Raw genomic sequence first — 23,680 nt, 5'->3', positions numbered from 1 at the left:
TGGATAGATACTACTTTACCTCAGACGCAATGAGAGTAAGCGTAAATACCGTAAGAGAGGCCGTTAGGGTGATGGAGTCTAAAGTTTAATGTTCAATAATAACCGCAAAACAAGCGTAACAACCTAAATATTAGTTATTTTCTATTGTCAAAAGTACTGGCATAATAAAAAATGCTTACGGGATAACTTTACCGTATGCATAAAGTACGCATATATGGCGAAATTGTACCGTACCAAGACGGATGGGTTGTAGAGAATGGATTCTGCAACCTTACCTACGTCGAGACCCAACTTGCCGAGGCTAAAGGTAAAGATGTGGAAGTCGGCATTAACTCCATGGGGGGTGATGTCGAAGAGGGTTTTGCCATTTATGCCGCTCTTAGACGATACGCAAGGGATAATAAAGCTGCGATAGTGACCCGTGCTGACGGCCGATGCTCATCTATCGCTACAGTTGTATTCCTTGCTGGAGATACTCGAATCGTTTCAAAGTATATTGAGCCGTTCGTACACAACGCATGGACCTACCAAGAGGGAGATGCAAATGATTTTAAGCGGATTTCGGTCGAACTGGAGAAAGTCAACGAGCGCATAGCAAAATTCTACTCTGAACACACTAACCTGACATACGAAGAAGCGCGGGCGTTAATGGAGGAAGAAACATTCATTACCCCCGAAGAAGCCTTAAATATCCGATTTGCAACTGAAATAGAAGAAGTGCTGCGTCCTGTGGCTCTTGAAAAATTCAAAACTAAAAATAGCATGAAAAAAGACGAGAAAAGCATCCTTGCGAAACTCAAAGAGATTTTCGCAAGCGAAGCAAAGAACGTTGAGGTATTCACCTCTACCAATGAGGTTCTTTTTTTTCCTGATTTGGAGGATGGCCAGTCACCTAAGGTTGGTGATAAGGCCACAATTGACGGGAAGCCTGCCGAAGGCCGTTATACACTAGCTGACGCAACCGTGTATGTATTTGTATCCGGAGAGTTGACCGAAATCATCGAGAAAGAAGATGACAGCGACGACGAAATCGAGGCATTGCGACAAGAGAATGCTGAATTGAAGTCTAAGCTGGAAGCGAACGAAGCGACACTCAATGCGCAATCCGAAGAAATCAAAGTTATCCAAGCCAAACAGAAGGAATACGATTCCAAATGGAACAAACTGAATGGATTGGTATCCGAGGTAGTTGTGGACGACAAAGACGATAAGGACAAGTCGCCCAAAAACAAGGACAAAAAAGTCGGATTGTCCGGAGCGGCTTCAAAACTGAAGGTTTAACAATTAAAATCATAAAGAAATGGCAATAGTTATAGACGGCATTCTTGATGAGGTGAACGACCTCTGCTCGGCCGACAAAGCAAACATTAACAACGCGATTTTCAAGCGGTATGTTGAGGATGAAAATTTTGCGAACCACCACGAAGTAATGACCGAAATCCGAAATGGCCAGTTAATACCAATCATAGACGCGGCTCCGGATTACGGCTTCCTGAAAGTATCACAAGGCAATTGTCAGACCAACGTGTGTGACGTGTCAACCACATCATCCGTGAAGAAGTGGTCACCCATTGATTACGATTGCCGTATCGTAATCTGTAAAGAAAATCTTTCCTGCGACTTCCGCAAGTTTTGGAATATGAAATGCAAAGACTTCGACAACATGGAGGATGCGTTCATCCAGTTCCTTGTAGAGCTTGTCAGCCGCAACCAAAACGCGTCCATGTGGCGTATCGGCTATTTCGATGACTCGGAAGACACGAACCCGGATTACGCAGGTGTAGACGGTCTGTTTAAACAGTACGAAGCAATCATCACCGCCGGTGGCGCATTCCGGTATACTATCCCTGAAAACGCTGAGGCAACCATCGTAGACCAAATGGATTTGGCAGATGATCGTGCTTACCAAGCCCTAAAAGCAATGTACGATTGGGCGGCAATCAACAACACTCAATTGCTGTCGGCTCCCGGTATTCACTTCGACCTAACCCCTGAGCTGGCATACAACTACTTACAGTGGTTGCAGACCAACAAAGAGGTAAACTGCTGCTTCTCGCAAACTGATGGTGTTACAGAGTCCCGTTACGCAATTGCTAATCTCAATTATTTGGGTATTCCTATTAACATCCGAAACGAATGGCAATCGGTAATTAAGTGGCAGCAACAAACCACCGGTGCAACCAACTACGACAATCCGCACCGCGCACTGTTGACGTATCGAGGCAACAAGCCTATAGGTACCTGCGATATGGATGCGTTCCGGTCGTTCGATATGTGGTATGAGCGAAAGGACAAAGAAATCCTTATCGATGTTGGTACCAGTCTGGACGCAAAAGTAGTAGTTGACGAAGATTTTGCAATCGCTTATTAAAGGAGGTTAAAATGGCATGTGAAAATATATGTGCAAAGGTTGTTAATGACAGTCTGCACAGTTGTGACTCAAAAGGGATAAGCGGGATAGAACAACGGGTAAAATTAATCAACCGTTGTGATATAACTTTGTCTGATTGGACTGTCAATAGATCTCTTACCCCTTCCGCTTGCAGTCACGTTATTACTGCATACTCAGGGGAAGATCCGGCTGATCTTAATGCTGTTACTATTGAGGGTATTCCAGGCAAGCGCCTGTTAAACGCGGCGTTCCCGTGGTCTAATGGTGACTTTGGCATAAACTATACACACACCGTTAATCTTTTTACCGGAGCACTTACTCAACTATCGATTTGTAATCTCAAGGCCCTTAGTGAGGGTGCCGAAGTGATTGCTATTATCGAACAGAAGTTCAAAGGGGCCGCTGGGGTAGATGCATTTTTAGTTTATGGCTGGGACCAGGGTTTAAAGCTGGCAGATGGCACGTTCGATCACAACGAGAACAATGGAAATTTAGTAATCCCATTATCTAGCATTGACCCTGATTTAGAGCCATATCCTCCCTTGGTACTATTGATGACTGATTACGACACTACGAAAGCGTTCTTTGACAGCTTATGATCCGTGAGAAATTAGCAGCACTGGAGCCAAGCAAGGTAAGGAAGGACAAATCATTATTTGCCTTATTCAAGAAGTACGCAACCGAAGATGCCGCGCAAGTGTTCCCTGGCGGGAAATTGCCCTCGGGATGCTTCGGTTGCAGCTTTTCAAAACACTTCGCTACATGGCGAAAGCACTATTTACCACAACAGGAGGAGAACAGAATGCCAAGCAAAAAAACATACGATCTTAACGACCCTAATTACCGAGTGTACTTTAAGGGGCGTGTTTTGGATAAAAATAGTTCCAACGAAGATTGGGAGGAATGGGTAAAATATCCATCTGATGCTGATAAGCGAAAAAAACGGGCCGGTCAGTTTAAGAAATTGCCTTCTGTCGAGGTTGAGGACAAACCAAAAAAGTCTAAAGCAAAAAGGGCTGATATTTTGAAAGCATCTTCTGAAGAAAAAGTCATCGACCAACATAATAAGCAAGATGATAAAAAATTAGAAGATCCAGAGCAAATACCTGAAACCAATGAATAATGAAGGACAAGGTAGGAAAATTCGTAGCCTCCATTGTCGAACTGTTCAACAGGGAGGTTAAGGCCAGCGGCCAAAAGGATATTTACAAGAACGACTCAGACAACCTCTATCCAAACAGGGTTGAGTTGGTTGAACGTAATTCCGTTACCGCTTTTGCCGCCTCCAACAAACTAAAGTCGTTCATTGTTGGCCAGGGCTTCGTCGACACCTCACTTAATGAACAGATATTCAATAGGCAAAAACGATTGAGAGGATACGACTTTCTTCAACTGCTTGCTCATTCATTGAAAACCCATCGGGGTGCGTTTGTTCACGTCAACTATGACATGGATGGAGAGGTAAATTACCTCGATGTGCTGGATTACAAAAAATGCCGTATATCAAAAGAGGATTCAACCGACCATCCCGGCAAAATATACTATCACGATTGGCCTGGTGAGAAGAAATTCGACAGAGGGGACACTAAGTGTCGATGGTTCTATCCGTTCAACAAGGATATTGATATTATTAACGACCAACGGACAAAAGATGCAAAAGATCGAAAAGATGAGAGTGTAGAGGGGCTAATAAGGTCTTACCGTGGGCAGGTGTTCTTTCTGAGCCTAGACCCTACCGAGGTTTATCCATATGCATGGGTGCACCCAGCATACAACGACGCGGATAACGAGTACCGGATAAGTCTGTACCGGAACACAAATCTTCGGAGCGGGTTTCTGAACAAGACCATGATTATCCCAAATGGATTGGATGAAGAAACCCAGGAAGAGTTCGACGAAGCGATAAGGGGGTGGCTAGGAGCTGAAAACAGTTCGTCGGTATTTGTTTTCAAGCCTAAAGAAGATGTAGCGGAGCTTGATAACCTTATTAAAACCATCGAACTGAAAGGAACATATGATTCCAAGAGATTTGAAAAGGATGAAGAAAGTATAGCAAATAATATCCGAAAGTCTTATCTGTCTATTCCGAAAATTTTGATTGATCCCGAAGATAGTTTTTTCGGATCGTCAGGGGAAGCCTTCAAGGAGGCAATAAGATATTATAATAAAGAGACGCTGTTTATCAGAGAAAGTGTCGCCTATATGATGGACAATTTCTATGAAGGGGATTTCACGATTAAAGAACTAGGGGAAAATGAGTTGCGAACTAGAACCATTACTGATTGATAGGTTCGACTTTGATTGCGTTGGACAGGTTGCAAAACATTGCGACTGGGATCAGCTATGTGTTTATATCAGGGAGCAGCAAAACTTATCGCTTCTACCTAAGCTGGGTCAGTGCTTGTACAACATGATAAGTTGCTGGAAGGATTACGGTGATTGCTTGAGCGCAGGCGGTGAGGATTGCGACGATTGCGGATATACGGCGGATCAACTTGCAATCATTGAAAACATATTCTGCGGTGGCACGTATCAGGCTTGCGACGGAACAACCAAACGCCACTTTGGCGTCAAAAGGATGCTTGTCCATTACGCTTATGGCGCTTATATCTACGGGCATGGGTATCAAGATACGCCGGCCGGAGTGGTTCAGAAAGCAAATCAGGACAGTCTCCCGGCTCCACTCAATGAGCTTAGGAATATCGACAAAAAGAACCGAAACAGCGCGGAATATTATTGGGAGATGACCAAAGACTATCTGTGTACGTTGAAGGATATCGATCCATTCGCGTCGTGTATATGCGACTGTGGGTGCTCGTGTACATGCAAGAATTGTCAGGGAAAGACAAGGCAAAACAGAGGTGTAAATTTCAAAAACATATCAAAATGACAAGTTTAACAACAGATGGAGTCCGCGTAATAATCGGCGGCAAAGCGTACCTAAAAAGTGACGTGTACGCACAGGAAATAAACGAAGGGTTTCGGTTCTATTCGAAAGACCCGCTGTATCCAATCACCCCGTACCTGAACATCCGCAACACTGTAGATGGCGCAGGAAATCCGTTCGCCAACTTCGCTGCCCTTAAGTCGTGGGTCGCCGCCAATGTTAACGCGTTGGCTATTCCAGCCCCGCCAGACTCGGGGACGTTCGTATTGACGGCTACTGATGGCGTGATTTCGTGGGAAGCTGGGGCGTAAAATATTTGGCCGATTATCAGCGGTCGGCATCCAAGCAGGGTACCGACCGTTTTTAATTAAAATGAAATGAGAAACACTCTAAACCCCTGTTTGTGCAACACATCCGATGGCGGCGGAAATGCTTCAGACATCAATTATGACGGTCAGTCAGTCAGCTGTCTTCCTGGATTGATTGGTCAGAATTTGGCCGTAGCACTTAAACGAATTGGCGATTTGGCGTGTTCGATCGGCGGAGGCGTGACTGCTACGTTAAGGAATTCCTTCGGATTCAATACCACATCGGCACAAATCGACACGGCTTATCCATCTGCCAAGGTAGGCGACATAGTCTACTCCGAAACAAACATGATGATGTGGACAAAACTTGATACCGGTAAATGGACGCGTACTTCTTTAGATATAGTATGAAACACTTAATAACCTTTCTACTTTCATTATGCAGCATAATGGCTGTAGGACAGACTGTAACTAACCCCCCAAGCGGAAGCAAGCCCTACGGAACGCCTATCGCCGTTCCGGATGGAAAAATAATGGTTGGGCGGACCGGAAGCTACACCTATATAACTCCATTAAAATACACAGACAGTCTGCTTGCTTTGGGTTATACCAAGCATCAGGTGGATAGTATAATATCTTTCGATTATCCAATCGTTCAGGGTGAAAAAAGGAAAGCAACATTTGCATTTATATTCGATGACGGGCTGGCTTCTGATGCTAATGTGGTCAGTAAATTTGACTCTATTGGATGGAGAGTCGGTTTTGCATTGATAACTAATAATGTAACGGAAAGTGATAAAACAAGATATTTAGGTTATCAGAGAAAGGGGTATGAGATACTAAGCCATTCCAAATCACACGTTAGGTTTGATAATTCTACAACACTATCGCCTACTCAGGCTCGGAATGACATGAGGGGGTCCTTGGATTCGCTACGAAAATGGGGGTTTAATACAACCGGTTGGGTTACGCCTTTCAGCCAGATGAAACCGGATTTTGTTGAAATCCTGAAAGATTATTATCAGTACGGATTTACTACTTTCTTTGGTGTGGTGAACCCACCAAACGAAGATAACAGCTACCATACCTTTGATCAGGAGTTGAGGGGGCTATGGAGGGTTAGTATTGAATCGTCTTCAGAATCAGACGTTATTTCTGCAATTGATGCCTGCATAGAAGCGGGTGGATTTATGGTGTTCTACGCCCACACATATCCATCCACAACTATTCCGCAGGCTAAGTTAACCGCCATCACAAACCATCTGAAATCATACGTCGATAATTCGCAGGCCGATATTCTAACCCCATCACAGGCCTTACGAAAATACTATCACATGGGTCACGAGCAAATTGTTAGCGAACTAGCTAATAGAGTAAGATTGGATAGCGTGAATCAAATGATAAAAGGAGTAAAAGGATTTAACCAAATCAGGGTTTCCGATTACCAAGTTTTTTCAGATCCAAGTTGGGGGTTTGAAGGCTTACCATATGGCGAAACGCCGACTTACACAGCTTTGACCGAAGCAGATAATTTATCCTTGGTTAGCACCAGAACGGAAGCTTTTGCTTTTGCTAATACATCCGAGGATTGGCCACAATTATTAGCAATCAGTCCTTCAAACCTACACCATATTAATTCAAAGAAATTTTTCAGTGGGTCGGGAGGCATGCAATGGGCATACCCCTATGGTTCGCTTGATGACTCCTTTGTGCCCGTTTTTAGGTTTTTTTCAGCTTCCGGAGGAGCTACCAATTGGCAGCGAATAGCTACGGAAAATTACGTTAAAAACAATTTTGTAGATAATTATTCTAATCAATCTGATATTTCAGGGGTAAAAGGTTGGGTTGGGGCACACAGGTGGGTGGGGTTAACTACTGCACCAACCGCAGTGCCAAACACTCTTATGATTGCCGGTAATGGAAGTGGTCAGTATATCCAAAGTACAAATCCATCGGGCACACCATCTTTTACAATTCGGGGGTATGGCGGCGGCGGAGCAAATATACAGCTTACCTTAGCCGATGGGGGGGCCTCGGTTAATTCGAGTTGGACGCCTACATCCTCTAATCATGTCGCTACTAAAGGTTATGTGGATGGGGCGGGGTTCGCAGTTTCAGGTATGGCCGCAACACAGGTAAGAACAAATAGCCAATTGGATGGTCGGTATGCTATAACTGCTGGAACCCCTGTTTTTACGGGCAATTACGTAAAGTTCGGAAATCAAACAGCTATCCCACGACCATCATCGGCCAACAACGAATATAGCTTTTTAATATACAGAAGTTCCACCAATAGTTGGCCGGGTCCGGCAATAGAGGGTAGGAATGTGAATGGGGATGCTGCTGTCATAATAAGAACTTTTAGTGATACCGGGGTTCAGATGCGTTTATGGGAAGGCGGTGTGGATGCGAATGGTGCATATACCAACACTTCCGACAGCACCCTTAAAAATGATGCAGAATATGATTACAGTGGTGTAGGTAATATCCCTGCCCGGGCATTCACTTGGAAAGACGGCAGGGATAGCCTTATCCATGTAAGGTATTATGCGCAAGAGGTGGAAGAATACCTACCAAATGCCGTCCGTAAAAACGAGGACACCGGTAAATTGTCAGTTGACGAATCACAGGTGTTAATCGCCAAAGTTTCGTTGCTGGAACAAAAAAACGCCGAACTGGAAGCACTGTTGCAGGCCTTAACCGCACGGATAGAAGCATTGGAAAATAAAGAAGAATAATTATGAAAACACTACTGAAACGTTTCCTTTCGGAAACACCGAAATTTTGGAAAAAAGCCGCTTGGTTTGGCGGGGCGTTGACAGCTATCAGCGTAGGGTTATTGTCCGCGCCGGAAACCATCGCTATCCCGGCATGGATGAATACAGTAGCCGGATATCTGGCCACCGCTGGGTTTGTTATGACACTGCTTGCAAAAGCCACAACTACTGATCATGACTTGTCGGAAAAGTAAAATCAATTGGAATTCGGTGGCATTGTACGCGATAGTGTTGCTCTGCATCGGGTTTTGGGCGCTCGTAATAAAATGTTCGTCATGAAAATATCAGATCAGCAGATAAAGGAAATCGCCCGGAATAACGGACTTACCTTCGCACAATTAAAGGCGTTCATTGATGTGGAGTCATCAGGAAGCGGGTTCGATCCCGCAACGGGAAAGATTATCATCCAGTTCGAGCCGTCATGGTTCAAACGGCACGAACCATATGCCCCGTCCGGGAAATGGTCGGCAAATGGCGTGGAGCGGCAGGCCGAGGAATGGATAGCATTCAATGACGCGTGGAAAATCAGCCCTGAAAGCGCAATGATGTCAACGTCAATCGGAATGCCGCAGATTATGGGATTCCACTTCTATCGCCTCGGATATAAGTCTGTGGGCGAAATGTGGGACGACTTCAAGCGTGGAGAATACCAACAAGTACTGGCGTTAGTCAGATTCATCAAAACTGACGATCGGCTTTACCGCGCATTGGTGACAAAGGACTGGCATACGGTGGCTACCATTTACAACGGCGCATCATATAAGAAAATGGCTAAAAAATGGGGACGGGAACCATACGACGTGTCGTTGCGTAAAGCTTACGAGAAATGGAGCAAGTGACAATCTAAACATCTACCAAATGGATAATCCGATATACAGCGAAAAGACAGCAAGAACAATAACCAAGTGGCCACTGGCTGTATTGGTGATGATTGTGACGGCACTGCTCACTACGTTCATAAATAAACTATTCGATACCACGGATGATCGCAACAGCGACTGTATGGAACAGGTGGATAGACTTTGGGCTCGGGTTACCCAATTGGAGGCTCAGATTGACAAGTACACAACCACAATAATGACCAAAGATGGACAGATAAAATTACTATCTGATAGTTTGGCCACGAAAGGAGGGTTTCAATGAAAAACGTATTGATATTTATACTGCTTGCTATTATTGCGGCGCTTGCTTGGTGGATTCTACAGCATCCACCGGAAGAAGAATCTCCCATAGAAAGGCAGGCAAAAGAGAATGTTAAACTGGAAGCGGAGCGGGTTTCGTCCCAAGTGGACAAAAAGGGGCTTGAACATACGATATTTGAGGAAACCAAGCGGGCATTAACACAGGCTGGCCTTGCATTGTCTACCGATAGCGCCGGAATGATAGATAGCGTTCTAAGGCTGCTGAATGAAGAACGCGGTGCCAAGAATCGCGTGCTGGAAATCTACACGCAAGCAACAGCCGAAATTAAGCGGCTAAACAAAGTTATGGCTGAAACTGACACATCATTCTACTATAAGGATGATTGGTTGACAGTGGACGTAATTAAGCCATTAGGAGGCAAACCGGCTACATTGAATAGCACCTATAACATGGAGCTTAACTGGATGTGGTATAACGAGCGTAAAAACTTGTTTTCTAGGCGGAGAACATATGGTAGGTTTTGGCCAAATGATCCAAATGCCACAATAATGGGATTAAAGCACTTTCGTGTTGAGTCGCCACAGGATAAATTGAAAATATCGATACAGGCCATAGGCGATTATCACCCACGAATCGGCGCTGGCCTCGGCGGAGGTGCCCGGATACAGGCCGGACGGATAGGTTTGCAGGGAGCATATCTTTGGGACGGCCATCGGTGGTATCCGGCGTTTCGGGGAAGCTACGATTTGATCGCCTGGTGAAACCTCAATAACCTCTCCCATGCCGGACAACTGTCCAGGCCCCTCGGCCAAGCCTTAACAATATCGAACGACGTGTCAAGGAAGCCCTTAACATCCACGATATTCTCCCACGCGGACAGTTTAAATGTGGCGGGTAAATTCATCCCAGCCAGTTCGTCTTTTAATTCTTGAGGGGTCAAAACATTTATATTTGATTTCACCTGAAATTGATATCCCAAAAACATTCTGAGGCCGCATTTTTAACAGAGTGCGTCCTCTTTAGTGATTTTCCAAAATTGCACAAACAAATATATACATTTAGGTGTCTTCATTATATGAAAGCAAAATTAACACATGACCTGCTCCGTCGCCTCAGCAAAGCTGGATATTGGGTTTTAGAATCTGACCTCGGGTTGCCGAATGAAAAAGCAATATTGACTCCGAAGAAAATAGGTGATTGGGAAAATTATAAATACGGTGTCGCCGCCGGCGTGGTGAAGGAGATGATTATTTCGGAGGCGCTAAAACTGCCAGAAAGAGACATGATTGGCACCGTAATCATACCGCACGGTTTTAATCCAACGGGCGATTCGGATCCGACTTCCGTTCCCAATATCTGTTAACCTCTGACCATATCAGCTTCGCTTCTTTCTCCCCGAACACGAATTATTTGGAGTTGTATGGATTTGATCGCTAACTTTGTTAGTATGGTTGATCACTGGTTAAATAGAAAAATACGACCAAAGCGCACTAAATTCAAAAAAGAGCCGTGTACAATTGAAACAGATCCGGTGCTTGCCTACCTCGTCAAGAGGATGCACGAGGAAACAAAAATAGGTTTCGGCGCCTATGCGAGAAGAGACGTTGTTGATTTTCTTGCCCGGCACTATCCGGAAGTTGACCCGGATGAATACATAAAAAATAGCCCCTCACCGTAGTAAGGGGCTACCGCCACTTTTAGGAGTGGCTAAACCTAAAGCGTATACGAATATAGTGATACTAGTTATCTCCTGCAACCTTCTTTATTCCCATAAAATCAACCCATTCGCCGTAGTGATCCTTTCCCCATACCGGTATATATCCATAAGCGAGGCATGCTGATTCTAATACTTCCATGTTTTCTATGTGACACGGGAACCCATTATTAGACACGTTTTCATCACCCCGCTCCATCTTATTAAGCAGCCTTCCGAACTCTACCCCATTAGTAAATGATTCGGACGAATCGGTGAATTTTATAAATAGTTCCATATTAAGTTAATTTACCTTCTGCAAAATAACACATCGCTCACGGGACAGGACGCGTTTCTTGCCTTCTTCCCATTGTTTTCTGTAATCATCCGCGTTTTCACTCGCCCATGTGTGTATTTTTACGGGGTTCTCAAAATACCAACCAGCAACCTGTATCGCGCTTTCGAGGGATTCGAGGGCGGTTGATAATGTATAGCTGCCCGATATGTAATCCATCGTAAACACATCAGCGAAAGGCCATGCTCCTTCTGTTTCCTTGCTGTCCACCAATCCCGCCGCCTGCTCCTCCGCCACCTCACTCAACATGCCTACGATGCGCCAGTATCCGGTGGGGAGATCGACCTCTTGCCATAACGAATTTGAACCCCTAACCAACATTTTTCCAGCCAATGGCTTACCGAGTTCTGCTCTTATTTTATAATTAAGGTCTCTGTATGGCCATTGTGTTTCCGGCAACTCCACCACATAGGCGGAGCCGGATAGTATTGGGAAGTGTTTCATGACGGAATGTTATTTTTATCAATGAGCGCACCAAGAAGTATAGGGTCTGGATTTTGAATATCTTTTTGGTGCTTTTCAACTCTATCAAATGCGTTTTTAAGCGTTTCTTTGGCAACTGATTTAGCCAGCCATTCGGCTACAGCTTCAATCTGTAAATAGTCGATTACTCTACCTATCATATTGTTCCAGTCGTTATAGCCCTGATCTTTTGCAAGGTCATCTTTGATTTGTTGTAAAGTTTTCATATCACTTTCAGATTAAGTATTGATTGTTTATCAGTCATTGTTTACCTCCTGTTTAAGTGCTTCTTTGATTAATCTATCTCCTGCGTAGCTGCACATATCTTCCTTTAACAGCTTCTCCAAAGCCTCTCGGTATTTATCTCGTTCAGCAGCTATTTCAACGCCAGTGTCTGCGTTATAGATAGCATCTTCTTTCCATTTAGCATTTACCAACCCCCACTCCCCCGGATTTTCGAGGATGGTTTGGGCACCATGTACAAAACCGGCTTTCAAGTGTACGTTACTGGTAAGCTTTTCTGCTGCTTTATCCAGATTCAATTTGATTTCCTGATTCATTTCGATGTGTTTTTGGTTTTATTGATAATCGCGTCCATTAATTTACCCTGTTTGACATCCAAGTCATATAGCAACCTATCCGCAGCCTCATGTTTATCGAAACCGATTAATATTTTGGTGAGACCTATGCGGGCATTGGTGATTAATTCGTGGACTCCCGTGTGAAGAAGATCTATTTCCCGGCTCATTTCGTTCTCCAATTCCTTCACCCTTTCTTGCAACGCAGCGGTGTGGGCTGCTGTGTGGGATTCGATGCATTGACGGATCACGTCAGAGTAAAAGTTCCACATCTCACCATCCATGATGAGCTCTAATCCCCCGAGGTTTTCATCGATTAGTTCTTTCGTTGTTGGTAGTTTATTGCTCATTTCGTACCTCCTTCATTGATTAACTCCACGAACCTGCTAAAGCTGATTTCTTCGGATAGCATTTGATTTACCAGTTCACGAACTTCTTGGATTCTAAATGGCTTATGGCCCAATCCGTATTTATCCGGGTCATTGGCAACTTCTGTGCATCCGCGCACAATTCCACGCATATAGAAATGGGCAGTATCATCCGTATGCCCGTAAACGTCGAGTGTAATGTTTCTTGCAGCTTCCTCTATGGCTGCTTTGGTTTTGTTGGTCATACTTTTTCAATTTACTCCCCTACATTAGGGGAAGGGTTAACATCCTCCGGCACATCCACGATTCTACCCGGATGGCCTGTTAGTTTCAAATTCAGTTGATTAATCCTGCTCCGCTCGTTCTCGTCCGATGATTCCAGGTAAGCCGTGTACAGCGCGGAGATTATCATCCGGATCTCGTCATCGTTCAAGGCAAAAGCCTTTTCGTTGCTTTCAATCCACACATCCGAACGGAACATCACCCGGTTGCTCCAGGTATGCTTTTTCTCGCCGGTAGCAGTATCCTGATAGATGATCAGGTGTTGCTGCCTTACGATCACCTCGAATATCCTCCCCCTATATTTCCCGACGAAGGTGAAGCGCTGGCCAATAGAAAGTTCATACAACTTCATATCAAATTATTTATTCCTGCAAAGTGAACTGCAATTACATACGGTAACGCCGTCAGAATAGCAGAATTGGTCGCCTCTATTGTAAATTCGCTGTACTTTCGCAGCGTCAAGCATAATATGCTGACCAATTTCATACATCCGAAATTCTTTATCCGTTTTCTCAACCACCCCAATGAAGCTGCCGTCATTGTCAATAAACATCACTCGAAACCAAGTATTGTAATGCGGCTGCCTACCTTCAAAATCTGCATCGTTTGGCAGTCGAAGCATCACCAAATCGTCTTCTTTGAACTTCATATCAATACCCTTTCTACTTTATGATTTACGTGTGTGAACCAAGCAAGCTCAACGACGAACGTACTTTCCATGGGTTTGTAATGACGGGTAGGTTGGTCGCCATCCTTATCCCATATACGCATCAATTCGGTTTCTCCGCGACCATCATCCTCAATTCCGGTTCTGACCACCTCGCACATGGTTGTGCGTCCGAAAATCTTGGCTGTGAAGCGCTGGCCTACTGTTAAGTCGTGGAGTTTCATATTAATTTATTATGTTTGTTTTGTTCGATCTGATACTATATAGGGTTGGAAACCTCACCTTGTTGTTTTAGAATATCAAAACTAAAGCAGCCGTTTAGACAAAGGCGGCAAACTATCACACTTGAACATTGAATTGGACAGTTAGGCGAGGCGGGGTCCAAACTCGTTTTGCCTAACTTCATCCTCCGGCTCCCTGCTGTTTCGTCTAATGCTTTGGTCATGATTCGTATTCTTGTATTGCTTTGAAAATCTCCAATGCCACTTGCGGAACTATTGCGTTGCCGAGTGCCTTTATTGATTCATTTCTCCACTTAGAAAAGGTGATTCCGTCCAGTTCGGAGGGAAGCCCATCATTTCCATCACAAACCGGGGGTTGAGTTGGGAAGTTTTGCCAGTCTGGGCAAAAGTGTCCGGCAATGAGTTCGCCCCGCTCCTTCCGGAAGCTTTCAATGCTTCCGATGTGCGCGCCCCCTTGTAGTCCCGTGTCGCTGGTGTAGGTAACATGTTCGATCGATCTGTGCCTGTAATCATCCCCGCTATCTGTTCTGCAAGATTTCCCGGCGGGACGGTTTTTAGTCCGGTTGATGCCCTCCACGCTTTGCGTCGCTCCATGGCTTCCGGTGATCGTTCGGATATCATTGTTACGCTCGGCGTTAGCAATAAACCAGATCCTATCCCTTCTGTGCGGAGCACCGATGGCACAAGCCGGAATAATAACCGGTTGGACGGAATATCCGATACGTTCAAGATCGTTACAGACTGTCTCGACAACGTATTCCTGGTATTCAGTGATAATCTGACTGTCTTCCTCTCCGAAGAAATCGGCTGTACTTTCCACCGTAGCGCGGTTAGCCTCGGGTTGTACCATGCTGCCGATTCCAGCAACGTTTTCACCACACACCCAACGGGGTCTGATTTCGTCAATAGCTCGGAGCATCTCCGGCCAGAGATAACGGTCATCTTCCTTGCCTTTCCGCTTTCCAGCGAGGCTGAATGGCTGGCAAGGAAATCCTCCCGTGAGGACATCAATTCGTCCTCTCCAAATAGAGAAATCTGTCTTTGTGATGTCATCATAACTTGTTGCTTGTGGCCAATAATAATTTAATACGTGACGTCCGAATGGATTTATCTCGCAATGAAAGGAGTTCTCCCATCCCATAAGCTGGGATGCATAATCAAACCCGCCTATCCCGCTGAATAAGCTACCGTGCGTCATTTCTGATACCTCCCAAACTTCAATGTTTTTATTTCTACACAACCGGGGCTCACCGGATCAACCCTGACCACCTTCAACACTTTCCCGCCAACGATTACCAGGTTGTGAACCGCAATAACTTCACTCGTCCTAACCGACATAAAATCCGGGTCAAGCGAATAACGGTGTACCATGAATCGAGTAGTGTCGTCAAGGTTATGTAGGGTAAGTGGGCAAACCGGAAGATCCAGTGTAAGCTGGCGCGCCTCGTGCGGCCGTTTGATCCGGTCTTTAATCCGTCCCCAGTCTTTTGGGTTGGTGCGTAGTTGTATTGTTTTGTTCATTCTTTTTTTGTTAAAGGTTAGTGGATAAAAGGGGAATCGAACCCCTTATTGCGCCTGATTATCCAGTAGTGATATTTGTTGTCCGTATTGTTGTTGTGGCATGAATAGCTGTCCCTGCTTGATGTGCCGTTGGAAGCGTTCTTCCTGAGCTGCGAAATATTCAGTATCAAGCTCGTACCCCCAAAAGTCAAACCCCATTTCGTAGGCGGCTATACGGCTGCTGCCGCTACCGAGATGTGTATCAAGTATTTTATCTCCTGGTTTAGCGAACCCTAAGCAGTATTTATAAAGCGCTATCGGCTTTTGTGTAGGATGTATTCTGGCGTCAGGACCAGTGTTTGTCCAATTGATAGTACCGCCCTGTTTGTTGCCCTGCCATTGATAATCAAACATGACGATTCGATTGAATATCGAGCAACTTGCTATATCGGCTTCTGACCATTTAAATGCAGTGCCTTTGATGGTCATCAACTTGTTGTGTACAATTCGTCCGCAAGACTTTATTTGCGAACCATAGTAATTACACCCCCAAATAATTTGGTGCTTTGAGACCCTGTACAGCTCAGTGAAATATTCAGTATCTGGAATGGCGTTATTCCAGTCTTTTTCCTTGTGTTTAACGACTGTGCCGTTATTCTTTTTATTTCTTGCATTTGAGTTGACCTTAGTGACCATGTCAAGCCCAATACCATACGGCGGGTCAACTATTGCCAGTTCGAAGTACCCATCTGGAAACTCCTTCATTGCTTCGATGCAATCTCGGTTTTCAACTATTGTTAGTTTATTTTCCATTACAGTAGTTCTATTGGGGTTTCAAGGATGGATTCTCGAGACGGAGTGAGTTTGATTCCGTGACCAAGTGCCCATGATTTGATCCGGACAGCACCGCTCACTTTACTGGCATTTATCTTTGCATTCTCAGCCGCCCTTTCCAGAGTAGCTTTGGCGACTTCCGTGGCGTATCGGCGGGATACTTCATCTGAGAACCTCAGTGGGGCATACTTGCTCATATCTACCCAGGTTTCAAATTCATATTCCCTCGCAACTTCGTCGCGTATTTGTTGCAGTGTTTTCATTGCTGTTCCTCCTTATTCAGTTCTTCAATCAACAAATCAGCGATTGACACCGATGATTCAACGACTGCCTTTAAAGAAGCGTCGCTCAATGATCTCACGTCAGCCAATATTCCACCCATTGCCATAGAAGCGAAGTATTCGCGCTTTGTTAAGCCGCAACTTGCGTGCAGATGCATGCCGAATTGTTTGTCTTTTTCGGTGGCGATACGGCTTTCAGTGTCAGATGTTTGTCGCCACATTGCTAAGTTTATCGGTTCATTTCCGTTAGTTTTCATCTTGCCTAAGTTTACTCACGTCCAACCTTAATGTGTCTATTCCATTGCTGACAAAGACAGTGTCCGCTACCTGCCAGGTTTCCGTTTCTACCGGCTCATCATCCTCACTCACTGTTGTGAAGAAGGTTATGCAAACAGCCAGAAATACCAGGTAAATTAATATCAGTTTCATTGTTGTTTTATTAGTTCGGGGTTTGATTCCTGTGTTAAGTCAAGATCCCTTGACGATGGGTTCGATTTGAGCCACTGTCCGTCCGGCTGCCAGCTGGTGGGAATGTTATTCCCATTCCTATCCTCGTAGTAACCGTATATTCCGGATGGTGTAGTAAGGCATATCACCGCCTCCCTGCCGCTTTTCATTTTCACAATCATCGCTATAACTCCATTTCGATTGAGATCCTATCCCTATCAGACGTGGTTACGCGATGGGACTCCTCCCGTACATTGCCGGACCTGCTGTCCGTGATCCTTACGGTTATATCCTGATCGTATGGGTAGAAAACAGATACAATGATGGTCGCAAAGACCTTTTCAAGGTTCTTTGTATTCTCAAACTCGTAGCGGAAGTAACCGGATACGTTGAATTTCTTGTAGTCCTTCAATTCCTCCACATTGGTGCGGTTGACGGCAGCATCTTCCAGGAAGATGAAACAATTGTCGCACCATGCTTCATAGGTGATAATCTGAGGTTTTGGAAGCTCCTCCTTCGAACAGGCAGCAAAGACTATCAGAGCTGCCATAAGTATTAAGATTGTTTTCATATCTCGATTTTATTGTAAATCACACCTACAAGAGCAATGGTTGCCACCACCGAAAACCATTGTACTATATCGGGTATCCTTATCGCTTCTGAAGCGATCTCAATCAGAAAGAACAGATTGCCCAGCAGCAGTATCAAAAGACCCGCGGCCATCAGGCAGTTGACTATTTTGGTTATGACTGTTGTAACTAAGTTTTTCATGATTATCAATTATGCCTGGTGTTATAATTAAGTAAACTCAAGCCATCCGTTTTCCTTTACTATTGTCTTATGCGTATTGAAGTGACGTGCTATTGTTTCTCGATCCGATAAGCATTTCTGATAACTTTGACGGACTTATACCAAACTCCATTGCCGCATCTTTCAAGCTATCGTAAACACGATTTGTATTCATGTCGACAACTTTTATAGTGCCTGAATGACCATATCTCCCCTTTGTGACAGGCGTATTAAGTGCTTTTTCTCCATCCCATCCGTTCATTATACGCCTACGAATGGTGTTGTATTCACGCCTTGACAGGCCTAATTTCTCCGACATGATGGTAAGTGAAACCATTTCACCCTCATACGGAACCATGATGGTATTTGATCGATTTGAATTGTTGGTCAACCTATCCACAAAACGACAGTTGTCAGGCGAATACCCTTTGTCGTTATCTATTCTGTCAAGCTCCAAATCCTTACGGTAACCGTTTTCCAAAGCCCATTCTTTGAAAGCCAAGAAGCTGTCCCATTCTTCACATACTATTATGCCCCTGTCGTAATAATGATCCCTGTACTTCCATTTAGGAGATACACGGCACCTCATTGACGACCAACGGCTATACAAGTCCGTTTTTGATTCTCCGTGATATTCTCTTTTTCTTTTCATCATATTATCTTTAAGTATTCCAGTTATCGTAGCCGTGGTTCGACAGGCCGGAGCCCGTTTTGTAACGTTGGTAGACATTCCATTTGTACTGATTTGAGTCTGACCAATCAGGCTCCCATCCCTCGTTCAGGGCGCGCGCAATGATAGTCAACTGATGAAAAGCAAACTGTGATTTCCGATCAATCTCCGGAAGGAAATTAAACGCCGACAGATAAATAGGTGTTTCACCCAGTTCCTCACAAGCATCCTCATAGGATTTAATACGGTCTGTTACCTTACCGAAGAAGGTCTTCCGGCCAAATGTTTCCTCAAAGATTACCTTGATTTCAGGACTTGCTGAAGCATAAAGCGTCTTTGCTTTGGCTTCGTCGATTTGTAGTTTTTTCATTGTATTATTTAAGGTTTTATTTAATCTCAAATTCAAATCCGTCCGGCAGTACGTTCACCTCTCCGATGCACCTGCGTCTGCCTAAATCGTATACCCTCATGGAATCGGTTTCGATGCAGACATTAGATCCAATAAAAGCGGATATATTAGATTCCAGATCGGCAAGCAGCCGGTTCTTTAAAACCGTTTTCTTTTTAGTGCTGAATACAATCGGTCGGAATCCATTTATTGCGACAGCGATCGCCAACAGGCAAACCAGAATTGCAAAGGCTGTGAATAGGGTGACTAATGGTGGCATGGCGTATGAGTTTATTTATTTATTCAATTACTAATCAAGATTATTATTATATTTGCCTAACAATGTATGTCAATTGTTAATACAAATGTATTAACAATGTTAATACAATCCAAATATTTTATGGCAAAAAAATCAAATACTTTTAGGCTTACCGATGAATGCAACGATTTGCTAAAGAAGCTGTCTGAAAAACAAGGTGTTAGCCAGGCAGCAATCATTGAGATCCTTGTTAGGGATGAAGCGAAAAAGCAAAAGGTTAAGTAAGTCATACAGCCAATCTGCTTAAACTGAATCCCTTTTCCTTTGCCTCGATTGGATGCCCCTCTATATAATTATGGCATGACCGGCATACAGAAAGAAAGTATCTAGTATCATTAAGCAACCCTTCGATTTTCCCTTTCTTGTGATGGATGTCGGTTGCCTCAAGCATGCAGCCTGGTATACGGGCTTGGCAATACGGGTTCTCCAGTAGAAATTCTTTCCGAACCTTCGAATAATCCCGGTATTGCTTTGCCCGTTTTTTGCTTAATCTTCTCATCTCCTTTCCTCCAGTTTTTGAATAAATGACGGCTTACCCCATATCTCAGTTCGCCTGCCATTTACCATTATTACTTTTGTTGGTGCGCAAACTGGGACTTTTGCTGGCACACAAACTTTTTCCTCCTTTAGTATCTCTTTTATATTTGAATCAATTGGAAATCTCTTAACTCTTTTTATCCCTAGCCTAGATCTCAAAGTCTTAATGGAGTTCTCTGATACTCCAAATATTTCAGCTAGCTTTTTTGTTGATTTGTTTCGATGCATTGATATGTATCGCTTTTCATCATCTGTCCATCTTTTCATAATTACTGGCTTTTCGGTTCAAGAATCCTGTTATATCAAATTTTTCACTGCCTATTTGAATCATCCGTATTCCGGTTTCTATTCCGTATTTTCGATGAAGATTATTGAATTGACGTATCCAAACCTGGCCGATATCCAATTTCTTTTCTTCAACCGGCTTAACCTCCCCTACTTTCTTTTCTCCAACAGCTCTCTTTATCGCGTCTACGACGCTGGGGTGATAAGGTTGATTGTACTCGGTCTTCTTGGCACGATAGTGGGTGTTAGCGGACATTTCACCAACTACTTCGCTCTTTTCAGAAAAATACTGTTCAGCAGCCTGCATTATTACCTGCGTATCCAGCCGGTCATATTGCTTTCCGAAATCACCTCTTTTGAATCGAAAAGAGAAGAATTTCACGTCAGCGAGTGTCATGTACGGATGGCACTCAATAAGCATTGAAACAGCCTGTGCCTTTTGGGACACATCCATTGTTTTACCTACGTTTATGGATTTTATCAGATCTGACACCGCCAGCGTAACTACCGATTGAGCAACCTCAATCCCATATACTTTCGAGACCTCGGCCACCGAAGGCATTCCGGATCTAATAACATCATGAATAGACCTTACCGGCGTTGTTGAGTATCTGTTGTGCAAGGTTGTCCATGGGATCACCTGTTGCAATTCTTTGCTCTCGTGTTTGGTTAATGACTGCATTGCTTGCGGGTTTTAAATAGGGTATTGTGCTTTGAATCTTAGTTTTCCAATTTCGTATGGGTTTGTTGAATCCATCCTTCCATCCGTTTTCTGACCAAGCGTTGAATTTTGATCTGAGTGTAAACATCCAGCCCTCCGTGTTCCCCTGAGAAAGTCCCGGCACGACCCCGAGACCATATTCCACGAATTCCTCGACCCCCGGCTTTTCTTTTTTCGGCGCGACATTTTTTTCTTTTTTTTTTGAATCTTCTACCACATCAAAATTTTCTTCTTTACGCGCTTCTGTTTTAAGGTTTAAAGGTTTTAAGGTTTCTAAGTTTAAAGGTTTATTTATATCGCACGTGCCCTGCGGTGTGCCTTGATACGTGCCCTGCGGTTGCTCTGACATGTGCCTCGCTATTGCTTTGTCAAGTGCCTCGCTACGTGCTTCGTCATTTTTTGACAAAGCAATCACGCATGCAGTCCACTGATTTTTTGCCTCCTCAATAACTTTTACAAAACCGAATTCAACAAGATCATCGAATGTTTTTTTGTATGTTGAGTGATGTTTAACCCCTATTGCCGCCATTGTCTGAGAAGCCGGACAATTGAATTGATCAACCCATCCCATACGGTTGTTAAGCTCCACAAACCATGCGTACATAGCAGTGTGTGTAGGAGTGACTAATCCCTGATTTGCAAAAGCGAAATCAAACCATTGCCTATGTAAATCGTACCCGTTCATGCTATCAGTTTTGCCAGTATTCTATTCTCAAATGGTTTGATCTTGTCCAGCAGATCCATCTGCTCATCCCAAATTCCATCCAGTTCGATTTTAATCGCGCAGATCTTCGCTTCTACATCGCACGCCTCAAGCTTCCCATTACGCTCGTATACGAAAAGAAGGTCCATGTACTGCTCCATCAGTTCACACAGGTATTTGCTCCGCCTGGCATTATCTTTATATTTCTCAATTGGCTTTGACATCTTTTCTGTTTATTGGAAATTTTAAACCGTTTGCCTCGACTATCAGTACGTTTCCGTGATCGGATATAAGCTTCGCTTTTTGGCCTTTTGAAGCGTACTTCAGTGGCTTTTTACCATCTTTGTAGGACAGACTGAAAACGTCATTAAGTAGAATCATTAAAATGGCAGGTCGTCATCCTTTTCGTCCACAACCTCTGCTACCTCTACTTCATCTGACACAATAGTGGCGCTTTGTGCCTTTGACATTATATCGGTTGGATTTCCCACATATGGTTCATCTTCACGAACCGAAAGGCTTATGTATTCAAGTCCTGATTTAGCCTTTCTTACCCATCCGGAAACTTTGAGCTTCATTCCGTCCGGAGTAACTATATCTCCATAGAAGTCGGGTGAGTTCGGCTGTTTCTTTTGCTTTGTCGGGAACAGGCTTCCGGTCCCCGGGTTGGTTATGTATTGTTCGTTTTCCATCATAAAAAGTATACTTTGTATCGTTTACCGTCCTTTGATTTCCTCCATTCGTCCCGTATTTCCATCCTGTCTTTAGGTTCTTTCGCATTCCGAAGGTCGCTGACGTATTTTCGTAGGTCAGGAGTTAGGAACCTTCTTGCCGCTTCACAAGCGCTAATTTTTCCTCCCTTTAAGAAATGTTCGCGTATTTTTTGAATGGTGCTCATATCTCTATATCTACTGGATGAAGTAATTTCTGCGCCCAGTCGGGCTGTTGCATCTGAATGATGCCGTAATGGTCTTTTTCCGCCAATGCCTCAAACCCCGGAAATAGGCCTTTGTCCATACATTCTCTAATTGTGTCAAGCGCATGCCGGGCTTTGTATTTTCCGTTAACAAGGTCATCGGGCGACCACATCAATACGGCTGGAAGAAAAGGCGGCACAGTCTGAAGAACGATCATTATCGTGGTATTAAAGGGTCTACTCGTAATGTGACTCATTACATCCTGATAATATCCCTCCGACACCTCGTACTTGTATTTTGCGGAATCGTAAATGAATTTATTAAGGTCTTCGGCGTGTGTTGTTTTAAAAGATATTACGGCGTCAAATCCGATGTTTTCGCTAACCTGGAAGGCATCAGGCCTTACCCTTGTGCCGAGGCCGGTTACAGGGTCTTTCCCGTAGAACGAAGTTTCAAAACAGGCGCCATGGAGTAATTTCGGAATAATGCCGCCGCCGTAGTTGTAGTAATGCCGTTTGATTACATCTATAATGGCTTTGTGCTGCTCTTTTATCACGGTGTAACCCGATAAGTCCCGCAAGCATGAGGCATAGTATTTCATTCCATCCAGCTTCTTTACATCCAGCCCAGCTTTTTCCGTCATATCAAGCGCGGTGTTCAGATAACGATCCTGCACTCCTTCGTACGTGTACTTGGCGATAATTGTCTTTTCCCAAAAGTCGACCAGCTGGTTGGCCCCTATAATGGTAGTTAAATTACATTTCGGTTCCGTGATTGTCCTATCAAATAAATCGGGCTCCAGGAAAGCCATGTGGGCAAATGTTCCAAGCTCGAAATGATCCTTTGATTTCTCTTCAAAGTTGGACTGATCGTGCATATAGAAATAAAATGAAGCGGGGTTTCTTAATGCTTCTTTAAGTGCCGAGCTTGGAATGTGATCCTTTTTTGATAGATACTTATCCATTTTATCCCTGACCACCTTCCCGTTTACTGACAACGATCTTAAATCGACTTCGATCGGATTATTGTTGCATAGTATACCATCTACAACTTGGTCAATTGTAGGGTAATCGTCCGGGTTGTAAGCAAGGGGATTAATTTCATCCCCAAGCTCCATGTTGTCGAAAAGTCCCAT

40 protein-coding genes are annotated in these 23,680 nt (G+C 44.1%); 14 read left to right on the top strand and 26 right to left on the bottom strand.

Annotation, left to right across the window (positions count from 1 at the left end; all coding sequences use genetic code 11):
* The first annotated feature begins 195 nt into the window (after window positions 1-195).
* The 11 genes from NEV57_RS07565 to NEV57_RS07520 all read left to right on the top strand — a co-directional run bounded on the left by NEV57_RS07565 (window position 196) and on the right by NEV57_RS07520 (window position 10,268).
* Window positions 196-1,281 carry a Clp protease ClpP gene (locus tag NEV57_RS07565; RefSeq protein ID WP_257657705.1) on the top strand — a complete coding sequence of 362 codons (1,086 nt, stop codon included), beginning with the start codon at window positions 196-198 and terminating at the stop codon, window positions 1,279-1,281.
* 19 nt (window positions 1,282-1,300) lie between these two features.
* Entirely contained in the window at window positions 1,301-2,371 is a 1,071-nt protein-coding gene (locus NEV57_RS07560; protein ID WP_257657704.1) for a hypothetical protein, read from the top strand.
* Window positions 2,372-2,382: 11 nt separating this feature from the next.
* A complete protein-coding gene (locus NEV57_RS07555; RefSeq protein ID WP_257657703.1) occupies window positions 2,383-2,991 on the top strand; it encodes a hypothetical protein in 609 nt (202 codons plus the stop codon).
* Window positions 2,988-3,515 (top strand): hypothetical protein, encoded by a 528-nt coding sequence (locus NEV57_RS07550; RefSeq protein WP_257657702.1) that lies wholly within the window; start codon window positions 2,988-2,990, stop codon window positions 3,513-3,515. The genes NEV57_RS07555 and NEV57_RS07550 overlap by 4 nt, the downstream gene beginning before the upstream one ends.
* A complete protein-coding gene (locus NEV57_RS07545) occupies window positions 3,515-4,678 on the top strand; it encodes a hypothetical protein (RefSeq protein WP_257657701.1) in 1,164 nt (387 codons plus the stop codon). The genes NEV57_RS07550 and NEV57_RS07545 overlap by 1 nt, the downstream gene beginning before the upstream one ends.
* Window positions 4,647-5,282, top strand: coding sequence for a DUF6712 family protein (locus tag NEV57_RS15845; RefSeq protein WP_443686083.1), 636 nt, complete (start codon window positions 4,647-4,649; stop codon window positions 5,280-5,282). The genes NEV57_RS07545 and NEV57_RS15845 overlap by 32 nt, the downstream gene beginning before the upstream one ends.
* The gene (locus NEV57_RS07540; protein ID WP_257657700.1) at window positions 5,279-5,590 is read left to right on the top strand and encodes a hypothetical protein; all 312 of its coding nucleotides are present in this window, start codon (window positions 5,279-5,281) and stop codon (window positions 5,588-5,590) included. Before NEV57_RS15845 ends, NEV57_RS07540 begins: the two co-directional genes overlap by 4 nt.
* A gap of 446 nt (window positions 5,591-6,036) precedes the next feature.
* Complete coding sequence (locus NEV57_RS07535) at window positions 6,037-8,325, top strand: polysaccharide deacetylase family protein (protein WP_257657699.1); 2,289 nt, start codon at window positions 6,037-6,039, stop codon at window positions 8,323-8,325.
* Between the two features lie 2 nt (window positions 8,326-8,327).
* Window positions 8,328-8,558 carry a hypothetical protein gene (locus NEV57_RS07530; protein WP_257657698.1) on the top strand — a complete coding sequence of 77 codons (231 nt, stop codon included), beginning with the start codon at window positions 8,328-8,330 and terminating at the stop codon, window positions 8,556-8,558.
* A gap of 81 nt (window positions 8,559-8,639) precedes the next feature.
* A complete protein-coding gene (locus tag NEV57_RS07525) occupies window positions 8,640-9,203 on the top strand; it encodes an N-acetylmuramidase domain-containing protein (RefSeq protein WP_257657697.1) in 564 nt (187 codons plus the stop codon).
* Window positions 9,204-9,503: 300 nt separating this feature from the next.
* A complete protein-coding gene (locus NEV57_RS07520) occupies window positions 9,504-10,268 on the top strand; it encodes a hypothetical protein (protein WP_257657696.1) in 765 nt (254 codons plus the stop codon).
* Here NEV57_RS07520 and NEV57_RS15795 read toward each other — a convergent pair.
* Window positions 10,247-10,411, bottom strand: a complete 165-nt coding sequence (locus NEV57_RS15795) for a DUF6965 family protein (protein WP_372340071.1) — start codon at window positions 10,409-10,411, stop codon at window positions 10,247-10,249. The two genes, NEV57_RS07520 and NEV57_RS15795, sit on opposite strands and share 22 nt — an antisense overlap.
* 171 nt (window positions 10,412-10,582) lie before the next feature.
* Between NEV57_RS15795 and NEV57_RS07515 the strand changes: the two genes are divergently transcribed.
* On the top strand, window positions 10,583-10,870 hold the full coding sequence (locus tag NEV57_RS07515) for a hypothetical protein (protein WP_257657695.1): 288 nt from the start codon (window positions 10,583-10,585) through the stop codon (window positions 10,868-10,870).
* A 57-nt stretch (window positions 10,871-10,927) separates the two neighbouring features.
* Window positions 10,928-11,185 carry a hypothetical protein gene (locus NEV57_RS07510; RefSeq protein WP_257657694.1) on the top strand — a complete coding sequence of 86 codons (258 nt, stop codon included), beginning with the start codon at window positions 10,928-10,930 and terminating at the stop codon, window positions 11,183-11,185.
* Between the two features lie 61 nt (window positions 11,186-11,246).
* Here the strand turns inward: NEV57_RS07510 and NEV57_RS07505 are convergent, their stop codons facing one another.
* The 19 genes from NEV57_RS07505 to NEV57_RS07415 all read right to left on the bottom strand — a co-directional run bounded on the left by NEV57_RS07505 (window position 11,247) and on the right by NEV57_RS07415 (window position 19,045).
* On the bottom strand, window positions 11,247-11,498 hold the full coding sequence (locus NEV57_RS07505) for a hypothetical protein (RefSeq protein ID WP_257657693.1): 252 nt from the start codon (window positions 11,496-11,498) through the stop codon (window positions 11,247-11,249).
* A gap of 6 nt (window positions 11,499-11,504) precedes the next feature.
* On the bottom strand, window positions 11,505-11,999 hold the full coding sequence (locus NEV57_RS07500) for a hypothetical protein (protein ID WP_257657692.1): 495 nt from the start codon (window positions 11,997-11,999) through the stop codon (window positions 11,505-11,507).
* Window positions 11,996-12,244 (bottom strand): hypothetical protein, encoded by a 249-nt coding sequence (locus NEV57_RS07495; protein WP_257657691.1) that lies wholly within the window; start codon window positions 12,242-12,244, stop codon window positions 11,996-11,998. Before NEV57_RS07495 ends, NEV57_RS07500 begins: the two co-directional genes overlap by 4 nt.
* A 30-nt stretch (window positions 12,245-12,274) precedes the next feature.
* The gene (locus tag NEV57_RS07490) at window positions 12,275-12,577 is read right to left on the bottom strand and encodes a hypothetical protein (protein ID WP_257657690.1); all 303 of its coding nucleotides are present in this window, start codon (window positions 12,575-12,577) and stop codon (window positions 12,275-12,277) included.
* The gene (locus NEV57_RS07485; protein WP_257657689.1) at window positions 12,574-12,945 is read right to left on the bottom strand and encodes a hypothetical protein; all 372 of its coding nucleotides are present in this window, start codon (window positions 12,943-12,945) and stop codon (window positions 12,574-12,576) included. Before NEV57_RS07485 ends, NEV57_RS07490 begins: the two co-directional genes overlap by 4 nt.
* On the bottom strand, window positions 12,942-13,208 hold the full coding sequence (locus NEV57_RS07480) for a hypothetical protein (RefSeq protein WP_257657688.1): 267 nt from the start codon (window positions 13,206-13,208) through the stop codon (window positions 12,942-12,944). Before NEV57_RS07480 ends, NEV57_RS07485 begins: the two co-directional genes overlap by 4 nt.
* An 11-nt stretch (window positions 13,209-13,219) precedes the next feature.
* Window positions 13,220-13,597, bottom strand: coding sequence for a hypothetical protein (locus tag NEV57_RS07475; RefSeq protein ID WP_257657687.1), 378 nt, complete (start codon window positions 13,595-13,597; stop codon window positions 13,220-13,222).
* A 6-nt stretch (window positions 13,598-13,603) separates the two neighbouring features.
* Window positions 13,604-13,894, bottom strand: a complete 291-nt coding sequence (locus NEV57_RS07470) for a hypothetical protein (protein ID WP_257657686.1) — start codon at window positions 13,892-13,894, stop codon at window positions 13,604-13,606.
* On the bottom strand, window positions 13,891-14,136 hold the full coding sequence (locus NEV57_RS07465) for a hypothetical protein (RefSeq protein WP_257657685.1): 246 nt from the start codon (window positions 14,134-14,136) through the stop codon (window positions 13,891-13,893). The genes NEV57_RS07470 and NEV57_RS07465 overlap by 4 nt, the downstream gene beginning before the upstream one ends.
* A gap of 217 nt (window positions 14,137-14,353) precedes the next feature.
* Entirely contained in the window at window positions 14,354-15,352 is a 999-nt protein-coding gene (locus NEV57_RS07460) for a DNA cytosine methyltransferase (protein ID WP_257657684.1), read from the bottom strand.
* Window positions 15,349-15,675, bottom strand: a complete 327-nt coding sequence (locus NEV57_RS07455) for a hypothetical protein (protein ID WP_257657683.1) — start codon at window positions 15,673-15,675, stop codon at window positions 15,349-15,351. The genes NEV57_RS07460 and NEV57_RS07455 overlap by 4 nt, the downstream gene beginning before the upstream one ends.
* Window positions 15,676-15,720: 45 nt before the next feature.
* On the bottom strand, window positions 15,721-16,467 hold the full coding sequence (locus NEV57_RS07450) for a DNA methyltransferase (RefSeq protein ID WP_257657682.1): 747 nt from the start codon (window positions 16,465-16,467) through the stop codon (window positions 15,721-15,723).
* Entirely contained in the window at window positions 16,467-16,751 is a 285-nt protein-coding gene (locus tag NEV57_RS07445) for a hypothetical protein (RefSeq protein WP_257657681.1), read from the bottom strand. The genes NEV57_RS07450 and NEV57_RS07445 overlap by 1 nt, the downstream gene beginning before the upstream one ends.
* Window positions 16,748-17,026 carry a hypothetical protein gene (locus NEV57_RS07440; protein WP_257657680.1) on the bottom strand — a complete coding sequence of 93 codons (279 nt, stop codon included), beginning with the start codon at window positions 17,024-17,026 and terminating at the stop codon, window positions 16,748-16,750. Before NEV57_RS07440 ends, NEV57_RS07445 begins: the two co-directional genes overlap by 4 nt.
* Entirely contained in the window at window positions 17,016-17,198 is a 183-nt protein-coding gene (locus NEV57_RS07435; RefSeq protein WP_257657679.1) for a hypothetical protein, read from the bottom strand. Before NEV57_RS07435 ends, NEV57_RS07440 begins: the two co-directional genes overlap by 11 nt.
* A 202-nt stretch (window positions 17,199-17,400) precedes the next feature.
* Window positions 17,401-17,787 (bottom strand): hypothetical protein, encoded by a 387-nt coding sequence (locus tag NEV57_RS07430; RefSeq protein WP_257657678.1) that lies wholly within the window; start codon window positions 17,785-17,787, stop codon window positions 17,401-17,403.
* Window positions 17,784-17,987: a hypothetical protein gene (locus tag NEV57_RS07425; protein WP_257657677.1), complete on the bottom strand. Its 204-nt coding sequence runs from the start codon at window positions 17,985-17,987 to the stop codon at window positions 17,784-17,786. Before NEV57_RS07425 ends, NEV57_RS07430 begins: the two co-directional genes overlap by 4 nt.
* Window positions 17,988-18,054: 67 nt before the next feature.
* Window positions 18,055-18,660 (bottom strand): hypothetical protein, encoded by a 606-nt coding sequence (locus NEV57_RS07420; RefSeq protein WP_257657676.1) that lies wholly within the window; start codon window positions 18,658-18,660, stop codon window positions 18,055-18,057.
* Between the two features lie 7 nt (window positions 18,661-18,667).
* Window positions 18,668-19,045 carry a hypothetical protein gene (locus NEV57_RS07415; protein WP_257657675.1) on the bottom strand — a complete coding sequence of 126 codons (378 nt, stop codon included), beginning with the start codon at window positions 19,043-19,045 and terminating at the stop codon, window positions 18,668-18,670.
* A gap of 418 nt (window positions 19,046-19,463) precedes the next feature.
* Between NEV57_RS07415 and NEV57_RS07410 the strand changes: the two genes are divergently transcribed.
* Window positions 19,464-19,607: a ribbon-helix-helix domain-containing protein gene (locus tag NEV57_RS07410; RefSeq protein ID WP_257657674.1), complete on the top strand. Its 144-nt coding sequence runs from the start codon at window positions 19,464-19,466 to the stop codon at window positions 19,605-19,607.
* A gap of 270 nt (window positions 19,608-19,877) precedes the next feature.
* Here the strand turns inward: NEV57_RS07410 and NEV57_RS07405 are convergent, their stop codons facing one another.
* The 6 genes from NEV57_RS07405 to NEV57_RS07380 all read right to left on the bottom strand — a co-directional run bounded on the left by NEV57_RS07405 (window position 19,878) and on the right by NEV57_RS07380 (window position 23,680).
* Window positions 19,878-20,186: a hypothetical protein gene (locus NEV57_RS07405; RefSeq protein ID WP_257657673.1), complete on the bottom strand. Its 309-nt coding sequence runs from the start codon at window positions 20,184-20,186 to the stop codon at window positions 19,878-19,880.
* Window positions 20,167-20,766, bottom strand: a complete 600-nt coding sequence (locus NEV57_RS07400) for a hypothetical protein (protein WP_257657672.1) — start codon at window positions 20,764-20,766, stop codon at window positions 20,167-20,169. Before NEV57_RS07400 ends, NEV57_RS07405 begins: the two co-directional genes overlap by 20 nt.
* A 16-nt stretch (window positions 20,767-20,782) precedes the next feature.
* Window positions 20,783-21,610, bottom strand: a complete 828-nt coding sequence (locus NEV57_RS07395) for a hypothetical protein (protein WP_257657671.1) — start codon at window positions 21,608-21,610, stop codon at window positions 20,783-20,785.
* Window positions 21,607-21,852, bottom strand: coding sequence for a hypothetical protein (locus tag NEV57_RS07390; protein ID WP_257657670.1), 246 nt, complete (start codon window positions 21,850-21,852; stop codon window positions 21,607-21,609). Before NEV57_RS07390 ends, NEV57_RS07395 begins: the two co-directional genes overlap by 4 nt.
* 156 nt (window positions 21,853-22,008) lie before the next feature.
* Window positions 22,009-22,323, bottom strand: coding sequence for a hypothetical protein (locus tag NEV57_RS07385; protein WP_257657669.1), 315 nt, complete (start codon window positions 22,321-22,323; stop codon window positions 22,009-22,011).
* Between the two features lie 199 nt (window positions 22,324-22,522).
* On the bottom strand, window positions 22,523-23,680 hold the full coding sequence (locus tag NEV57_RS07380; RefSeq protein WP_257657668.1) for an exonuclease family protein: 1,158 nt from the start codon (window positions 23,678-23,680) through the stop codon (window positions 22,523-22,525).

This window comes from Parapedobacter lycopersici (genome assembly GCF_024643285.1).
GTDB lineage: Bacteria > Bacteroidota > Bacteroidia > Sphingobacteriales > Sphingobacteriaceae > Parapedobacter > Parapedobacter lycopersici.
This window is presented reverse-complemented; position numbering and strand designations above follow the sequence as displayed.

Coding starts and splice junctions, on each gene's coding strand:
- NEV57_RS07565 (WP_257657705.1), top strand. CDS start 196: ATGCATAAAGTACGCATATATGGCGAAATTGTACCGTACCAAGACGGA.
- NEV57_RS07560 (WP_257657704.1), top strand. CDS start 1,301: ATGGCAATAGTTATAGACGGCATTCTTGATGAGGTGAACGACCTCTGC.
- NEV57_RS07555 (WP_257657703.1), top strand. CDS start 2,383: ATGGCATGTGAAAATATATGTGCAAAGGTTGTTAATGACAGTCTGCAC.
- NEV57_RS07550 (WP_257657702.1), top strand. CDS start 2,988: ATGATCCGTGAGAAATTAGCAGCACTGGAGCCAAGCAAGGTAAGGAAG.
- NEV57_RS07545 (WP_257657701.1), top strand. CDS start 3,515: ATGAAGGACAAGGTAGGAAAATTCGTAGCCTCCATTGTCGAACTGTTC.
- NEV57_RS15845 (WP_443686083.1), top strand. CDS start 4,647: ATGAGTTGCGAACTAGAACCATTACTGATTGATAGGTTCGACTTTGAT.
- NEV57_RS07540 (WP_257657700.1), top strand. CDS start 5,279: ATGACAAGTTTAACAACAGATGGAGTCCGCGTAATAATCGGCGGCAAA.
- NEV57_RS07535 (WP_257657699.1), top strand. CDS start 6,037: ATGGCTGTAGGACAGACTGTAACTAACCCCCCAAGCGGAAGCAAGCCC.
- NEV57_RS07530 (WP_257657698.1), top strand. CDS start 8,328: ATGAAAACACTACTGAAACGTTTCCTTTCGGAAACACCGAAATTTTGG.
- NEV57_RS07525 (WP_257657697.1), top strand. CDS start 8,640: ATGAAAATATCAGATCAGCAGATAAAGGAAATCGCCCGGAATAACGGA.
- NEV57_RS07520 (WP_257657696.1), top strand. CDS start 9,504: ATGAAAAACGTATTGATATTTATACTGCTTGCTATTATTGCGGCGCTT.
- NEV57_RS15795 (WP_372340071.1), bottom strand. CDS start 10,411: ATGAATTTACCCGCCACATTTAAACTGTCCGCGTGGGAGAATATCGTG.
- NEV57_RS07515 (WP_257657695.1), top strand. CDS start 10,583: ATGAAAGCAAAATTAACACATGACCTGCTCCGTCGCCTCAGCAAAGCT.
- NEV57_RS07510 (WP_257657694.1), top strand. CDS start 10,928: ATGGATTTGATCGCTAACTTTGTTAGTATGGTTGATCACTGGTTAAAT.
- NEV57_RS07505 (WP_257657693.1), bottom strand. CDS start 11,498: ATGGAACTATTTATAAAATTCACCGATTCGTCCGAATCATTTACTAAT.
- NEV57_RS07500 (WP_257657692.1), bottom strand. CDS start 11,999: ATGAAACACTTCCCAATACTATCCGGCTCCGCCTATGTGGTGGAGTTG.
- NEV57_RS07495 (WP_257657691.1), bottom strand. CDS start 12,244: ATGAAAACTTTACAACAAATCAAAGATGACCTTGCAAAAGATCAGGGC.
- NEV57_RS07490 (WP_257657690.1), bottom strand. CDS start 12,577: ATGAATCAGGAAATCAAATTGAATCTGGATAAAGCAGCAGAAAAGCTT.
- NEV57_RS07485 (WP_257657689.1), bottom strand. CDS start 12,945: ATGAGCAATAAACTACCAACAACGAAAGAACTAATCGATGAAAACCTC.
- NEV57_RS07480 (WP_257657688.1), bottom strand. CDS start 13,208: ATGACCAACAAAACCAAAGCAGCCATAGAGGAAGCTGCAAGAAACATT.
- NEV57_RS07475 (WP_257657687.1), bottom strand. CDS start 13,597: ATGAAGTTGTATGAACTTTCTATTGGCCAGCGCTTCACCTTCGTCGGG.
- NEV57_RS07470 (WP_257657686.1), bottom strand. CDS start 13,894: ATGAAGTTCAAAGAAGACGATTTGGTGATGCTTCGACTGCCAAACGAT.
- NEV57_RS07465 (WP_257657685.1), bottom strand. CDS start 14,136: ATGAAACTCCACGACTTAACAGTAGGCCAGCGCTTCACAGCCAAGATT.
- NEV57_RS07460 (WP_257657684.1), bottom strand. CDS start 15,352: ATGACGCACGGTAGCTTATTCAGCGGGATAGGCGGGTTTGATTATGCA.
- NEV57_RS07455 (WP_257657683.1), bottom strand. CDS start 15,675: ATGAACAAAACAATACAACTACGCACCAACCCAAAAGACTGGGGACGG.
- NEV57_RS07450 (WP_257657682.1), bottom strand. CDS start 16,467: ATGGAAAATAAACTAACAATAGTTGAAAACCGAGATTGCATCGAAGCA.
- NEV57_RS07445 (WP_257657681.1), bottom strand. CDS start 16,751: ATGAAAACACTGCAACAAATACGCGACGAAGTTGCGAGGGAATATGAA.
- NEV57_RS07440 (WP_257657680.1), bottom strand. CDS start 17,026: ATGAAAACTAACGGAAATGAACCGATAAACTTAGCAATGTGGCGACAA.
- NEV57_RS07435 (WP_257657679.1), bottom strand. CDS start 17,198: ATGAAACTGATATTAATTTACCTGGTATTTCTGGCTGTTTGCATAACC.
- NEV57_RS07430 (WP_257657678.1), bottom strand. CDS start 17,787: ATGAAAACAATCTTAATACTTATGGCAGCTCTGATAGTCTTTGCTGCC.
- NEV57_RS07425 (WP_257657677.1), bottom strand. CDS start 17,987: ATGAAAAACTTAGTTACAACAGTCATAACCAAAATAGTCAACTGCCTG.
- NEV57_RS07420 (WP_257657676.1), bottom strand. CDS start 18,660: ATGATGAAAAGAAAAAGAGAATATCACGGAGAATCAAAAACGGACTTG.
- NEV57_RS07415 (WP_257657675.1), bottom strand. CDS start 19,045: ATGAAAAAACTACAAATCGACGAAGCCAAAGCAAAGACGCTTTATGCT.
- NEV57_RS07410 (WP_257657674.1), top strand. CDS start 19,464: ATGGCAAAAAAATCAAATACTTTTAGGCTTACCGATGAATGCAACGAT.
- NEV57_RS07405 (WP_257657673.1), bottom strand. CDS start 20,186: ATGAAAAGATGGACAGATGATGAAAAGCGATACATATCAATGCATCGA.
- NEV57_RS07400 (WP_257657672.1), bottom strand. CDS start 20,766: ATGCCTTCGGTGGCCGAGGTCTCGAAAGTATATGGGATTGAGGTTGCT.
- NEV57_RS07395 (WP_257657671.1), bottom strand. CDS start 21,610: ATGAACGGGTACGATTTACATAGGCAATGGTTTGATTTCGCTTTTGCA.
- NEV57_RS07390 (WP_257657670.1), bottom strand. CDS start 21,852: ATGTCAAAGCCAATTGAGAAATATAAAGATAATGCCAGGCGGAGCAAA.
- NEV57_RS07385 (WP_257657669.1), bottom strand. CDS start 22,323: ATGATGGAAAACGAACAATACATAACCAACCCGGGGACCGGAAGCCTG.
- NEV57_RS07380 (WP_257657668.1), bottom strand. CDS start 23,680: ATGGGACTTTTCGACAACATGGAGCTTGGGGATGAAATTAATCCCCTT.